Origin of the sequence: Vibrio sp. 1CM23M (genome assembly GCF_023161755.1) — a bacterium.
Taxonomy (GTDB): Bacteria; Pseudomonadota; Gammaproteobacteria; order Enterobacterales; family Vibrionaceae; genus Vibrio; species Vibrio coralliirubri.
Map to the genome: position 1 here is coordinate 106,943 of NZ_JALNTR010000005.1, position 14,572 is coordinate 121,514.

Here is a 14,572-nt window from a genome sequence, read left to right on the forward strand (position 1 = left end):
ATTCTCAAATGCAAACCAATTATGTTAACAAATTTATTAAATGCTGACTAATCAAACAGGGTTACGCTTTTAGATCTAGCATTAAAGCTAGTAGCTCCCTTTTTTCTTCGGCTGATAAACCGACGCTTCTTGCTTTGGCCTGCAGGTTTTCAATTTGTTTTTCAACGCACTGGGCAAGTATGTTGTCCAATGAGTCTAAAAATATGTCTTCTTGATTGTCTTCGTCGAGGGGGATTTCCCAGCTCGCGAGACGAGACAGAAGAGCCTCATGTTTATTGTGTCGCCAATGCTCTAATAATTGGCCTGTGTTGATATGGGGATGCGCGTGGCATTTATCAAGTACTTCGACGAATAAACTTAGTCCAGGCAACTGTAAGCCTTTGACACTTGATAAATCCGGTACCATATCAGCATAGCTCGGATTTTGGATAAGCAAAGCGATAACTTCACGCATTGGAGTGCGCTTGAGCTCTTTATGCGGTTGAGGTGTCGGGTTCTGTGTATGAACACGCGCACGTCGCAATTGGTTATCAAATCCAGTTCGCTCATCGAGCAGTTTTTCGAGCAATTCTTGGAAGTAACTGTCAGGAATTTTGTTAATCAAGGCGCTGGCGTGTGCACGCAGTGCTGATTTACCTTCGGTTGTTCCCAAGTTTAACTTGTGTATTTCAATCAGGTTATCGAACAAATAGGTCGAAAGCGGCGTCGCATTGTGGACTAGCTGTTCAAAAGCGGCTTTACCATGCTCTCTAATATAGCTGTCTGGGTCTTCACCGTCGGGCAAGAACAGAAACTTAAGCGTGTTACCGGTTTTCAGATACTCAAGTGCGTTTTCTAGTGCGCGCCATGCGGCCTCTTTACCTGCTCGGTCACCATCGTAACAACAAACCACAGTGCTGGTCTGACGGAACAACATTTGAACGTGGTCGCCAGTTGTCGAGGTGCCCAGTGATGCTACTGAGTAATCGACACCATATTGCGCGAGAGCCACGACATCCATGTAACCTTCAACCACAAGAATTTGCGGCGGTTCACGGTAGGCTTGCAGCACTTCATAAAGGCCGTAAAGCTCTTTACCTTTATGGAAGATAGGCGTTTCTGGTGAGTTGAGGTATTTGGGTGTGCCGTCTTCTAATACACGACCACCAAAACCAATCACACGGCCACGACGATCGCGAATCGGGAACATTACGCGTCCACGGAATCGGTCGTATCGGTTACCTTTATCGTTCTCAATTAACATGCCGCCAGTCACGAGCATGTCTTGGGCTTCTTTCTGTTGGCCAAAGTTCTTACGAACTAAGTCCCATTCATCGGCCACATAACCAATGCCAAACTTCTGGACGATCTCGCCCGAAAGGCCACGATTCTTTAGGTAATCAATCGCAGGTTTGTTGGCTGATATTTTCAGTTGAGAGCGGTAAAAATTACTGATGCCGCCCATCAAATCGTAGAGGTTACGTTTTTGTTCGCTGTTGGCTCTTGGTGCTGTTGATATCTCGCCGCTGCGCTGTTCTCTAGGAACATCGAGGCCTAAGAAAGAGGCTAGCTCTTCAATAGCTTCAACAAAATCGAGACGTTCGAACTCCATAATGAAGTCGATAGCATTACCGTGTACGCCACAACCAAAGCAGTGATAAAACTGTTTTTCTTGGCTTACGCTAAAAGAAGGGGTCTTTTCGTTGTGGAATGGGCAACAAGCACCATAGTTTTTGCCTTTTTTCTTAAGTTTCACGCGTGCGTCCACAATGTCGACAATGTCGAGACGCGCTAGGAGATCATCGATGAAACTACGCGGGATGTGTCCTGCCATAAAACCTTAGAAAAATGCACTAACTGAGAGTGTGGATAATAATAGTTTGAATAGGTTACAGATACAAACAAGCCGTGCGTTCCGAAGGATTGCACGGCTTGTTGCAATTTGATTTGGGATTAAGCGAGTTTAGAACGAACTAAACCACTAACTTTACCCATATCTGCACGCCCTTGAATTTGTGGTTTCAAGATAGCCATTACTTTACCCATGTCTTGCATGCCCGCTGGTTGAGCTTCGGCGATTGCGCTATCAAGTAGTGCAATAACTTCTTCATCAGTTAGCGGTTGAGGCATAAAGCCTTCAAGTACCGTAATTTCTGCTTTTTCCACGTCAGCAAGATCTTGACGATTTGCCGATTCATATTGAGCAACAGAATCGCGACGTTGCTTAACCATTTTAACTAATACAGCAAGAATGTCGTCGTCGTTCAGAGTGATCCGTTCGTCAACTTCACGTTGCTTAATTGCTGAAAGAGCTAAGCGGATAGTGCCAAGGCGCGGTTTGTCCTTGGCTTTCATCGCTAATTTTTGCTCTTCTTTGAGTTGTTCAATAAGAGCCATAACTCAGTCCTTATGGATTAAGTTATTAGTACAGGCGAACGCGACGTGCGTTTTCGCGAGCTAGCTTCTTAGCGTGACGCTTTTGAGCTGCTGCTTTAGCGCGTTTGCGAACTGTAGTTGGCTTTTCGTAGTGCTCGCGACGGCGAACTTCAGAAAGGATACCTGCTTTTTCACAAGAGCGCTTGAAACGACGTAGTGCAACGTCGAACGGTTCGTTTTCACGTACTTTAACTATTGGCATATGCCTTTCACCTCAGGGGTTATTCATTATCGCTGGCCACTCAGTACCAAATCAGAGAAGTTACCCATCGAGCTAACTCTCTATTCGCGTTTGGCCATTAACCAGCTTGATCAAAAATGGTGCGGAATTTTAATCCGATCACAGTGGCTTTGTAAAGCACTTTGTCGATTATAGTCTGTACAATATTTGTTTGAAGAGCTTAGGCAGGGTAATATTGCGCTAATTTCCCATTTTAGACGAAAGCGTGCCGAGAAAATTATGCGCATTGTTGGTATTGAAACCTCTTGTGATGAAACAGGAATCGCGATTTATGATGATGAGCAAGGGCTGCTTTCTCATCAATTATATAGCCAAGTAAAGCTGCACGCCGATTACGGTGGTGTGGTGCCTGAGCTAGCTTCGCGTGACCACGTGAAAAAAACAATTCCTCTTATTAAAGCGGCATTAGCTGAAGCGAACCTAACGTCGAAAGACATTGATGGTGTGGCTTACACAGCTGGTCCGGGTTTAGTGGGTGCACTGCTTGTCGGTGCAACGATTGGTCGCAGTATTGCTTATGCGTGGGGCGTACCTGCTGTGCCTGTTCACCATATGGAAGGTCACCTTCTTGCGCCAATGTTAGAAGACAATCCACCTCCATTCCCATTTGTGGCTCTGCTGGTTTCTGGCGGCCATACCATGATGGTAGAAGTGAAAGGCATTGGTGAATACCGAATCCTTGGTGAATCGATTGATGATGCAGCAGGTGAAGCGTTTGATAAAACCGCGAAACTGATGGGCTTAGACTACCCTGGTGGTCCACTGCTATCTCGCTTGGCAGAAAAAGGCACTCCGGGTCGTTTTAAGTTCCCGCGTCCAATGACCGATCGTCCGGGTTTAGATATGAGCTTTTCTGGTCTGAAGACGTTCGCAGCGAATACCATTCGTGATAACGATAATGATGACCAAACTCGCGCTGATATCGCTTACGCATTCCAAGAAGCTGTTTGTGCAACCTTAGTAATCAAGTGTAAGCGCGCCTTGGTAGAAACAGGCATGAAACGTATAGTGATTGCTGGCGGTGTAAGTGCTAACAAGCAACTGCGTGTTGAGCTTGAAGCTCTTGCTAAGAAAATCGGTGGTGAGGTGTACTACCCACGCACTGAATTCTGTACAGATAACGGTGCGATGATCGCTTATGCGGGCATGCAGCGCCTAAAGAATGGCGAAACGGCTGATTTGTCTGTTCATGCTACACCGCGTTGGCCTATTGACCAGCTAGAGCCAATTGCGTAATTGACTATAGTGTTTCGATAAACGGTCGCCTTGTGCGGCCGTTTTTATATCCTAGCTTACCGACTGTATGTCGATAAATAATTGCTGATAGAGATTAGGGAAGAAGATGAACAAGTTCACAGTAGACAATCAATCGATGGCGTACCTAGATGAAGGTCAAGGCCCTGTTGTTGTACTCGGCCACAGCTACCTTTGGGATAGTGCAATGTGGAAGCCGCAGATCGAAGCGTTAAAAACTCAGTATCGCTGTATTGTTCCAGAGCTTTGGTCTCATGGTGAATCTCAAGCAGCACCCACTTCGATGCGTAACTTGAAAGATTACGCTCAGCACGTTTTGGCTCTGCTTGATCATTTAGAGATCGAAGAATTCTCAGTGGTTGGCTTATCGGTTGGCGGTATGTGGGGAACGGAGCTTGCCGAATTAGCACCTGCGCGAATTCAGTCATTGGTATTAATGGATACCTTTGTGGGTTTAGAGCCAGAAGTTGCGCACGCTAAATACTTCCACATGTTAGACACCATCACTCAAACTAAGATGGTTCCTCAACCAATTGTTGAAGCGGTTGTGCCACTGTTCTTCGCTAATGATGCTCAAACCAACACGCCAGCTTTAGTTGAAGGTTTTACTCAGCAGTTATCAGCTCTTGAGGGCGACAACGCTGAAGAAGTGGCACGAATTGGTCGAATGGTGTTTGGACGTCGCGATATGATTGAATCGGTAGAGAACTTTGCTCTACCTGTTTTGATTGCTGTAGGCCAAGAAGATAAACCACGTCCGGTACTTGAGTCATACCTAATGCACGATTGCATTACGGGCAGTGAATTAATGGTGATTCCTGGCGCAGGTCATATTAGCTCGTTAGAGCAACCAGAGTTTGTGAACACAATGCTGAAGACGTTTTTAGATAAACATCTGCTGTAAGCTTTAAATACTGAATATTATGGTTCGGCTTAGACGTGACAGTTTAAGCCGATTTTTTTTGTCCGAGTTTTGGTTCGCTGCCATCGAGTAGGCGGCGGATATTCTGGTGGTGACGTAACACGATCAAACAGCACAACATGGCTACTGGCAATGTGTATTGAGGTTTGACTAACCAAGCGTAGAAAGGTGCGAGCAAAACTGTAACCAGTGCGGCTAAAGAAGAGTAACGAAACAAAAACGCGACCACTAACCAAGTCGCCATGATCATTCCGGTTAGATCGAACCCTATTGGGGCGATGGCTCCGAGTGCGGTTGCGACGCCTTTACCACCTTTGAAGTGGAAGAAGATCGGATACATATGGCCCAGACACGCCGCAATTGCCACAACCCCTAAAATGATTGGGTCGATCTTAAGGTAGTAGCCAAGCCAGACGGGGATAGTGCCTTTCAGCATGTCACACAGGAGGACGGCTGCTGCTGCGCCTTTACCGCCAACGCGCAGTACATTGGTGGCTCCCGGGTTATTGGAGCCTACCGTTCTTGGATCAGGAAGTCTTAAGACTCGGCATATCAAGACCGCACTAGAGATTGAACCTAGCAAATAGGCTGCAATGATCATGATTAGTGCCAATGGGGTCATGTCTTTCCTTAAACGGTTATAAGCCTAACGATGGGAAAATAATGCTCAATCCAAGAGTAATTGATATCATATCTCGAATTACGCAAATAATACGTTTTTTTCCCCCATATGGGTATCCGACCTCTAAAAGGACAAGTCATGGCACTGGATAAAGTTTTCATTGAACAGCTAGAAGTAATTACAACGATCGGTGTTTACGATTGGGAACAAGAGATTAAACAAAAACTTGTGCTTGATATTGAAATGGCTCATGACAACCGCCCAGCGGGTAAGAGTGATGATGTAGTTGATGCTCTGGACTACTCGACTGTGAGTACAGCTGTGCTTGACCACATTGCGAATGGCCGATTCCTATTGGTTGAACGTGTGGCTGAAGAAGTCGCTGAATTGATCATGACTCAATTCTCTGTGCCGTGGATTAAAATCCGCTTAGCGAAACCTGGCGCAGTGCCACAAGCAAAAGCCGTTGGCGTGATCATCGAACGAGGTCAAGCATGACAGTAGCCTATGTTGGTGTTGGCACGAACATAGACCGCGATAAGCATGCAAGGGTGGCATGGACAGAGCTTCAATCGTTAGGGACTAACCTTAAATGCTCTAAAATCTATCACTGTGAGCCCGTCGGTTTTAATAGCCATCCGTTTTATAACTTTGTGATAGAGCTCGACACGTCACTCTCATTGACTGAATTTTCACAGCAGCTGCGTAAAATTGAGTTTAAATGGGGTCGCTCTCAAGATGCGCACAAACTACAAGATCGAAAACTCGATCTTGATATTGTGCTGTTTGGAGAGGAGGTTTCTGAGCGTGAACCAGAATTACCACGCAGTGATATCTACAAATATCCTTTTGTAACACAACCGCTTTATGATCTTTGTCCTGCGCGAGTGATCCCGCAAGACGGAAGAACCGTCAGTGAAATATGGCAGAAGATGCAGCAATTAGACTCGCTCTCTGTCGTAGATATAAAACTATAATTTTTAAGGTAAGTAATGAGTTATTTTGAAGCGTTTATATTGGCGTTGGTGCAAGGCTTTACTGAGTTTTTACCTATTTCCAGTTCTGCACACCTAATTCTTCCTTCTGCTGTTTTAGGCTGGGAAGATCAAGGTTTGGCTTTTGATGTGGCTGTCCACGTTGGTACTTTGGCAGCTGTGGTTATCTATTTCCGTAAAGAAGTGGTCTCTCTGTTGAGCGCATTCTTTGGTTCAGTGTTTAAAGGCGATCGCAGTAAAGAAGCGAAGTTAGCGTGGATGATCATTCTCGCAACGATTCCTGCGTGTATCTTTGGTTTGTTGATGAAAGATATTGTTGAGCTTTACTTGCGCAGTGCGTGGGTGATCGCGACGACAACGATTATCTTTGGTCTATTGCTATGGTGGGTGGACAAGAACTCAAGCCTGCGCGATGACGAATACCAAGCGGGTTGGAAAAAGGCGCTGTTTATTGGTCTTGCTCAAGCAATGGCGATCATTCCGGGCACGTCTCGTTCTGGCGCAACCATTACCGCGGCGCTTTACCTTGGTTTCACTCGTGAAGCGGCAGCTCGATTCTCTTTCCTAATGTCTATCCCAATCATCACTCTGGCTGGTGGTTATTTAGGTCTTAAGTTGGTGACAAGCGGTGACCCAATCCATGTTGGCACTTTGCTAACGGGCGTTGCGGTGTCTTTCATCAGTGCTTACATCTGTATCCATTTCTTCTTGAAGCTTATCTCTCGTATGGGCATGACACCGTTCGTTATCTACCGCCTGATTCTAGGTTGTGGTCTGTTTGCTTTCTTGATGATGCAGTAACAGACGCGGACAACGGTCTCGCTGTAAAGATTGAAACAAAAGGCCCGCTCAACAGCGGGCTTTTTAATGCGTTTTAGTTAGTGCGGTGACGATTAACTGCTAGCGAGTTCTGATAGGGCGCTTTCAATTGCGACGGCTCTGCGTTTCTCTTGTTCTTCTCGAATATCTTTGCCTTTAAAACCATCGGCAATGATCGCTTTTACTTCGACTTGCAGCGCCGCTTGGTAAGCCACTTCAAAACGAGCTTTTTGAGGATAAGGCTGATCTTCTAATCCTTTTCGGCCTGCGTGATCGGCTTGGCAGCAAAGCAGTATATCGTCGAGTCTATCTGGCTTACGCCAAACATCAAACTTATTGAGAACCTTGAGAAAGGTGGTTGGTTTGAGCTCGCCTGCGCGGTGGATATTAGAATGTTGCTCGCACACTAACAACGCAAGGTCTCTGAACTCATTGGGCACTCTGACTCGTTCACACAATTTTTTAATGATTTTCAAACCTGTGTGGCAATGCATTTTGTGGCTTGGCCATTCGCTTTCTGGCGTGACGCCTTTACCTAAGTCATGCACTTGAGCGGCAAATCGTACCGGTAACGATGGGCTTAATAGTGCAGCTTGCTGAGCAACCATCAGAGTGTGAATACCCGTGTCGATTTCAGGGTGCCATTTTTCAGGTTGAGGGACGCCAAATAGAGCGTCAATCTCAGGTAATACGACTGCCAATGCACCACATTCTTTTAATACAGCGAGGAACACTTCAGGGTGCGGCGTACTAAGAGACTTATGCCACTCCTGCCAAACTCGTTCTGCAGTAAGGTGTGCCAGCTCACCGGATTGGACGATCTCACTCATCATATCCATGGTTTCAGGTGCAACCGTGAAGTTAAGATGGTGAAGCTTGGCGGCGAAGCGAGCCACACGCAGTACACGAAGAGGGTCTTCAACAAAAGCGTCTGAAACGTGCCTTAAAACACGATCTGAGAGATCTTTCTGACCATGGTAAGGATCGTAAAGTTGGCCTTTATCATCTTGAGCAATGGCGTTGATGGTCAGATCTCGGCGCATCAGGTCTTCTTCCAAACTCACGTCTGGCGCGAAGTAACACTCAAAGCCTGTGTAACCGGAACCGGATTTTCTCTCAGTGCGAGCCAGTGCGTGCTCTTCTTTGGTTTTTGGGTGCAAGAATACGGGGAAATCTTTTCCCACAGCAGTAAAGCCAAGGTTTTCCATCTCTTGAGGGGTACTCCCTACCACGACCCAGTCTCTATCATAACTGTCAATATTGAGCAGCTTATCGCGCACTGCTCCACCGACTAGATAGCGTTGTAGCCCGTTGTCTTTTGGTAGGCTATCGTAAATTTGCAACTTATCACCTCGAAATGTTTTATCACTGCTGGACTTTACTGCAAGCAATGGTACTTTCCATTAATCGTAATTATAGGGCAGCACATGTATAAGGAATATTTTGGCTTCGTTGAGATGCCATTTTCGATTGTACCAAATTCTCGCTACTTGTTTTTGAGTCAGCGCCATCAAGAAGCGATGCAGAACCTACAAGCCGGTCTAGGCGAGGGTGGGGGCTTTGCGATGCTTACTGGTGAGGTTGGTACAGGGAAAACAACGGTCGCTAAGGCGATGTTGTCTTCATTGGATAGCCATACTCAGGCTGGCCTTATACTTAACCCTACGTTTTCCAATACGGATTTACTTGAAGCTATCTGCGATGAGTTTGAGGTCGAGTATCCAGAACAAGCATCCTTGAAGCAGCTGAGTCAGGCGATTCACTACTTCTTATTGGATAGCCATGCAGAGGGCATTCAAACCTTATTGGTGATAGACGAAGCTCAACACCTTGCTGCCGATGTGTTGGAGCAGCTTCGCCTTTTAACTAATTTGGAAACCGACAGTCGTAAGCTATTAAAAGTATTATTGGTTGGTCAACCTGAATTACAACAGCATTTGCAGACCACACAACTGCGTCAATTGGCGCAGCGTATTACAGGGCGTTATCATTTATTGCCTCTCAATATTGAAGAGACCGGTAAGTACATTGCGTTTCGTTTGGAGACGGCGGGTGGCGATCAGATGTTGTTTTCGAACCGTTCTATCAAGCTGATTGCTCAATATACGCATGGTATTCCAAGGCTCATTAACTTGGTGTGTGACAAAGCACTGCAGTTGGCTTTTCATGATGGAGAGCAGCTACCGAGCAATGAAACGGTTAACCGAGCATGTCAGCAGGTTATGTCCTTTCAGGCTGATGTGTATCACGTCGAGAAATCTCTAACTTCTCGTGTCGCGCCTAAGTTATTCCAATACGCAGGGATTGCGACGTTAAGCGTTGGTCTTGCAATAGCGACCTTGAACTTCGCTCCAAGCTATATCAATTCATGGCTATCTGCTGAAACTTCAGGTGAAGCGAAGACTGAAGTGTTAGCACGTACTCAGCGTTCTTTGGTATCAGATGTTCCTAAGTTGGTTGCCGAGCCAAAACCTGCCAAGTTTGAATTGCCACAACACATTCAACAACATTTGATGCAGGGGACCAATCGTTCTCTTGCTATCAAAGACTTGTATACGCTGTGGGGATATCAATCTTCACTGCGTGATGGATTGTGCTTAAGTGAGCCACAGAGTGTTTTTGTATGCGAGCAGCAGCAGGCCAATTTGGATACCTTGTTAGAGCTTGGTGTTCCTGTGGTACTTAATCTCGACATAGACCAAAAGCCAGTGTTTGCTGTGCTATATGGTGTGTCTGAGGATGCTGTCGAGTTACTAGTGAATGAAAAGCTCCTGGTGATGCCGAAGCAATCCTTAGAGCAAATCTGGCAAGGCGATTATGTCGCTATTTGGAAACAGCCGCTGCGAGAGACCCTCAAAGAGGGCTATCAAGGTGAAGCGGTTGCTTTGCTTGATCTACTGCTTTCTGAAGTGTTAGGAGAGGTTGTCTCCGGTAGTGATGTATTTGATTATGAGTTAAAAATGAAAATCGAAGCATTTCAAACTTGGCAGGGTATGTCGGTTGATGGCATTGCAGGTAAGCGTACCTTAGCAAGATTGCAGAGATTAGCTCAACTCGATTCGCCTAAGCTGATGTCACTAGAAGGGGGCGAAAGCTAATGTCACGTATTATGCACGAACTTAAACACTCCTCTGGAAAACAGTCGTCTATTAATCAGCACTCTCTTAGCAAACCAAGCTTCAAAGGCTACCAGAATCATCATGTTCCTAATTCTGCAAAAGGGATGAGTAACAAACGAGGTTCATCGTTAGCGATGGGGCTACTCTTAATCTTGGTTCCTTCTTTATTGGTAGGTGGCGTTCTGGCTTATCAATCGTATAGCCAACAACAAGAACCAGTGAACAAAGCTGCCAATGTCGCTCTACCAGAATTAAAAACTGAATCAGACGTTGAGCCTGAAATTGCGGATGCTGATATAGCAAGCATGGGTGACGTGTCAGAGGAAGAGGATGCCTTGTTCGCCGTTCGTCCTGCACCTGCGAGCCAATCGTTGAAAGCATTGCCACGGCAAGAGATGTATGCACAGATTGATTCTGGCGCTAATCGTGCAAACACCGCTGGTGGCTCAGCTGTGATCTTAGCGAATGCTGATAACAACACTCAAATGACAGCCAGTTCTGAATCGTCACCTGTTCAACCAACCGTTCAGCCAGGCGCGAGTGATGAAACGACTGATCGGCAATCAAGCACTGATCAGCAAGCAAATAGTGACTTACAATCGGACAGTGATCTGCTGCAAGGGCTAGACCTCAGTGAGTTGCCACCTGATTTGGCATTGAAGCTTGAATCCATTATGGGAGAGCAACAAAGCGCTCCTGAGCCGATGGACTCTAGACCAGCAGGGCAAAGAGGTTCTCAGGTCATTGAGTTAGAAACGCACACCAATAGCTTATCAGGAGTATTGCCTAAGTTAGACCTGCAAACTCATATGTACTCGAGTAGCGAAACCAAGCGTTGGGTAAAAGTGAACGGTCAAGAAGTGGCGCAAGGAGATTGGATTGGACAAGACATTCAATTACTGGAGATTAAGCCACAATCAGTGATCATAGAGTTCAATCAACAGAAGATAGAAATCCCAGCTCTGTACGAGTGGAAAGGTTAGCGCGTTCTATACGTATTTAGATAACAGACAAATAAAAAGGAGCACCTCGGTGCTCCTTTTTGATATTCGCTACTGGATTTACCTTAGTGAAAGGCAAGTAAAGCGGTTAGCTTACGCCCAGCCGTTTGGTGACTTTCTGCGACGAGGCATGATGTGTGGCAGAACAAGGCCTAGAAGTAGACCAATACCCGCAACACCACCACCGTACATAAAGTACTTCAATAGCAGGTCGTCTTTCTGAGTGTCTAGCTTAGCGCGCAGTTCACGGTTCTCTGTTTGAGAGCTCGTTAGCTGTTGGCTAATTTCACTGTAGTTCTGTTCTAGTTCAGCAATCTGCTTGTTACGAGAATCTAGAGAGCTTGCTAGGCCAGCTTTTTCGCTGTCAGCACTCTGACGAGCATTCGCTAGCTTGCCTTTAACTTCCGTCAGCTCTTTTTCTAGCTTAGGCATACGCAGTGCCATGCTTTCTTGAGTGCTTACAAACTTGCTTTCAACCCAACCTTTACGGCCACGGTTGTCTTGAATTTGGGTGTAACCCGTACTCTTGTTAGTTTGTAGGAATGTAATCTTTTCACCAGCATCAACACTACCGATGATACGGAATGTGTTGTTTGGGCCAGAATGCATATAAGTAAATAGTTTGTCAGCAATATAACGGTCTTGTGCAAAGGCAGCTGGAGCCGCAAGCATTGCGAACAAAACTAAGCTAATCAGTTTTTTCACAGTAAATCCCTTAACGATTCAAATTGGGTAGGCGTATGAGTCAGCCTCAATCAGCAAATAATATTTAGTTTCTTTATGCGGTGCAACAAAGAAGGGAGGCAAAGCCTCCCTTTCTGTGCGTTTGAGTCAATAATGACATGGCATTTACATATCGTTACTGAAGCTCACACTGTTCTGACGCTAGTATTCACTAACGCAGTCGCGATTACATAGTAAACGCAGCTTGAATTCCGTAGAAGAACACAACAGCAAGTAGAGCACCAGCTGGCAATGTCACAATCCAAGAAGCCACGATATTACGTACAACGCCTAAGTTTAGTGCTGCGATACCACGAGCAAAACCAACACCTAATACTGCACCAACGAGTGTTTGTGTAGTAGAGATTGGAAGGCCAGTACCTGAAGCTAGTACAACCGTACATGCCGTTGCAAGTTGTGCAGCAAAGCCACGGCTAGGTGTTAGTTCTGTAATACCAGTACCAACGGTTGCCATTACTTTATGACCCATTGTTGCAAGACCAACAACGATACCGAAACCACCTAGAGGAAGAATCCACCATGCGATCGTACTCTTACCTGTGATTTCACCCATGTGCTCAACGGTTGATACAACAGCAGACAGTGGACCAATCGCGTTCGCAACGTCGTTTGAACCGTGTGCAAATGCCATCGCACAAGCTGTGATAACCATTAGTACAGAGAAGATGCCTTCAACACCTGCAAAGCCGTGGTCTTCTTCGCGGTTAGCGAATTTCTTCTGGATGTATAGGTAACCGCCGATCATAACAAGCGCAGAAACGCCTGCAGCCCAAACCCATGCTTCAGTGTTGCTTAGGTGCAGACCAACGTGCTTAAGACCTTTCTTGATGGTTACAAGTGCAATTACCATTGTTGTAATGAACATGTATACCGGTACAAAGCGTTTCGCGTTAAATAGCGGGTTCTCTGTATCAAAAATCAGTCGTTGAGCACTTACAAATATGACGTAAGCGAAGAAGCCGGAAATAACGGGTGTGATAATCCAACTGCCCACAATACCTTGAACACTGTTCCAGTCTACAGCTTCAGTACCCACAGAAATACACGCAAAGCCGATGATTGCACCGATGATTGAGTGAGTCGTAGAAACAGGCCAGCCCATGTAAGAAGCGAGAAGTAGCCATGTACCAGCAGCAAGAAGTGCTGACATCATGCCGTACACAAGTACGTCTGGTTGATGAGCGAATAGAGACGTTTCGATAACACCTTTACGGATCGTGTCTGTTACTTCGCCGCCCGCAAGGTAAGCACCTGCGAATTCAAAGATCATTGCGATAATGATCGCTTGTTTAACGGTTAGAGCTTTAGAGCCTACTGAGGTGCCCATTGCGTTCGCAACGTCATTTGCACCAATACCAATAGCCATCAAGAAACCGAAAGCTGCTGCAACAATAATCAGGACAGTGCCGTAGTTAGCAAGGATATCCATCGTAATACCTAGTTGTTTGATAACAAGCGGAACAAATTTAGACGCAAAAAACCGCTCAGCGAGAGGAATACTCAGCGCATAAGTGGTTTGTTCAAAAAATGCTCTTCGTTATATGGTTAACGTATGATTTAAGATCGAGAAAGCATTACTTCAAGACGAGCGCCTACACGCTGTGCTTGATCTGCAATACCACCAACCCATTCAAGAATTTTGTATAAGAACATGATATCAACTGGATTCAGATCGCCTTCAATTGCCATTAGTTGTTGGCGTAGTTCGATCTGCATCGCATCCGTGTCATCTTCAATTACATCTAATTGATGAATCATTTCGGCAACGAGTGTTACTTCACGGCCTTTAAAGCCAGTTTCAAGTAATTCGTCTAATTCATTGATTACGTTTTGTGCTTGGTTCGCTGCATCTAGACAACGTTTAACGTAAGCGATGAAGTTTTCTTGCATTGGAGCAGGAATGACAAGTTGACGACCATATACACGGCCAGCAATGTCTTTCGCTAGGTTTGCGAGTTTGTCTTGTTGCGTTAATAGCTCCAACATATCGGTGCGATCAACTGGCATAAACAAACCACGAGGAAGTTTAAGGCGAATTTCACGTTTTAGTACGTCAGCTTCTTTCTCAAGGTGAGAAATTTGAGCTCGAATTTCTGATGCTTTTTCCCAGTCACCTTTTGAAGAAACTTCAAAGAAATTAACTAGGTGAGAACAACATTCGTTCACGCATACTACGTGACGCTGCAAAGGTTTAATTGGGGACTTTGCAAATAACCCCATAATTGTATTTACTGGCATGGTCATCCAACCTAATAAATAATAACCTTAAAACAACATACACCATATTCATGGTGAAATGTTAAGCGATGGCTACAAAGTCGCGCATGTTAACCTAATCAATCTCTCATTAAAACTGTTTTAGATCATCATAAGGGCGATATTTCTGACTTGCCGACTTTTCAAATTGGCAATATCCTGTCCCTATCTTCACAGAAAGGTA

Annotated in this window: 15 protein-coding genes; 7 read left to right on the top strand and 8 right to left on the bottom strand. The window is 45.5% G+C overall.

Going from position 1 to position 14,572, the window contains the following annotated elements; translation table 11 throughout:
* Positions 1-61: 61 nt before the first annotated feature.
* From dnaG to rpsU, 3 genes are all read right to left on the bottom strand, one after another.
* Complete coding sequence (gene dnaG / locus MSG35_RS16400; protein ID WP_017069474.1) at positions 62-1,813, bottom strand: DNA primase; 1,752 nt, start codon at positions 1,811-1,813, stop codon at positions 62-64.
* 119 nt (positions 1,814-1,932) lie between these two features.
* Positions 1,933-2,376, bottom strand: coding sequence for a GatB/YqeY domain-containing protein (locus MSG35_RS16405; protein WP_017069475.1), 444 nt, complete (start codon positions 2,374-2,376; stop codon positions 1,933-1,935).
* A 25-nt stretch (positions 2,377-2,401) separates the two neighbouring features.
* Entirely contained in the window at positions 2,402-2,617 is a 216-nt protein-coding gene (gene rpsU, locus MSG35_RS16410) for a 30S ribosomal protein S21 (RefSeq protein ID WP_004396009.1), read from the bottom strand.
* Positions 2,618-2,875: 258 nt separating this feature from the next.
* Here rpsU and tsaD point away from each other — a divergent pair, with 258 nt between their 5' ends.
* A complete protein-coding gene (tsaD, locus tag MSG35_RS16415; RefSeq protein ID WP_248384561.1) occupies positions 2,876-3,892 on the top strand; it encodes a tRNA (adenosine(37)-N6)-threonylcarbamoyltransferase complex transferase subunit TsaD in 1,017 nt (338 codons plus the stop codon).
* 106 nt (positions 3,893-3,998) lie between these two features.
* The gene (locus MSG35_RS16420; RefSeq protein ID WP_248384562.1) at positions 3,999-4,814 is read left to right on the top strand and encodes an alpha/beta hydrolase; all 816 of its coding nucleotides are present in this window, start codon (positions 3,999-4,001) and stop codon (positions 4,812-4,814) included.
* 43 nt (positions 4,815-4,857) lie between these two features.
* On the opposite strand, the gene plsY is transcribed toward MSG35_RS16420, so the two are convergent.
* Positions 4,858-5,454, bottom strand: a complete 597-nt coding sequence (gene plsY, locus MSG35_RS16425) for a glycerol-3-phosphate 1-O-acyltransferase PlsY (protein WP_009847793.1) — start codon at positions 5,452-5,454, stop codon at positions 4,858-4,860.
* A gap of 138 nt (positions 5,455-5,592) precedes the next feature.
* On the opposite strand from plsY, the gene folB reads away from it, so the two are divergent.
* The 3 genes from folB to MSG35_RS16440 are packed head-to-tail and all read left to right on the top strand — an operon-like array spanning position 5,593 to position 7,250.
* A complete protein-coding gene (gene folB, locus MSG35_RS16430; RefSeq protein ID WP_004735969.1) occupies positions 5,593-5,952 on the top strand; it encodes a dihydroneopterin aldolase in 360 nt (119 codons plus the stop codon).
* Entirely contained in the window at positions 5,949-6,431 is a 483-nt protein-coding gene (folK, locus tag MSG35_RS16435; RefSeq protein ID WP_017061413.1) for a 2-amino-4-hydroxy-6-hydroxymethyldihydropteridine diphosphokinase, read from the top strand. The genes folB and folK overlap by 4 nt, the downstream gene beginning before the upstream one ends.
* A gap of 15 nt (positions 6,432-6,446) precedes the next feature.
* Positions 6,447-7,250, top strand: a complete 804-nt coding sequence (locus MSG35_RS16440) for an undecaprenyl-diphosphate phosphatase (RefSeq protein WP_010434624.1) — start codon at positions 6,447-6,449, stop codon at positions 7,248-7,250.
* A gap of 92 nt (positions 7,251-7,342) precedes the next feature.
* Here the strand turns inward: MSG35_RS16440 and MSG35_RS16445 are convergent, their stop codons facing one another.
* Positions 7,343-8,659: a multifunctional CCA addition/repair protein gene (locus tag MSG35_RS16445; protein WP_248384563.1), complete on the bottom strand. Its 1,317-nt coding sequence runs from the start codon at positions 8,657-8,659 to the stop codon at positions 7,343-7,345.
* 36 nt (positions 8,660-8,695) lie between these two features.
* On the opposite strand from MSG35_RS16445, the gene MSG35_RS16450 reads away from it, so the two are divergent.
* Entirely contained in the window at positions 8,696-10,366 is a 1,671-nt protein-coding gene (locus MSG35_RS16450) for an ExeA family protein (protein WP_248384564.1), read from the top strand.
* A complete protein-coding gene (locus MSG35_RS16455) occupies positions 10,366-11,370 on the top strand; it encodes a general secretion pathway protein GspB (RefSeq protein WP_248384565.1) in 1,005 nt (334 codons plus the stop codon). Before MSG35_RS16450 ends, MSG35_RS16455 begins: the two co-directional genes overlap by 1 nt.
* A gap of 111 nt (positions 11,371-11,481) precedes the next feature.
* On the opposite strand, the gene MSG35_RS16460 is transcribed toward MSG35_RS16455, so the two are convergent.
* The 3 genes from MSG35_RS16460 to MSG35_RS16470 all read right to left on the bottom strand — a co-directional run bounded on the left by MSG35_RS16460 (position 11,482) and on the right by MSG35_RS16470 (position 14,370).
* Complete coding sequence (locus MSG35_RS16460) at positions 11,482-12,093, bottom strand: TIGR04211 family SH3 domain-containing protein (protein ID WP_017062917.1); 612 nt, start codon at positions 12,091-12,093, stop codon at positions 11,482-11,484.
* A 205-nt stretch (positions 12,094-12,298) separates the two neighbouring features.
* Complete coding sequence (locus MSG35_RS16465; RefSeq protein WP_017061418.1) at positions 12,299-13,561, bottom strand: inorganic phosphate transporter; 1,263 nt, start codon at positions 13,559-13,561, stop codon at positions 12,299-12,301.
* Positions 13,562-13,689: 128 nt separating this feature from the next.
* On the bottom strand, positions 13,690-14,370 hold the full coding sequence (locus MSG35_RS16470; RefSeq protein WP_010434644.1) for a TIGR00153 family protein: 681 nt from the start codon (positions 14,368-14,370) through the stop codon (positions 13,690-13,692).
* Positions 14,371-14,572 lie beyond the last annotated feature (202 nt).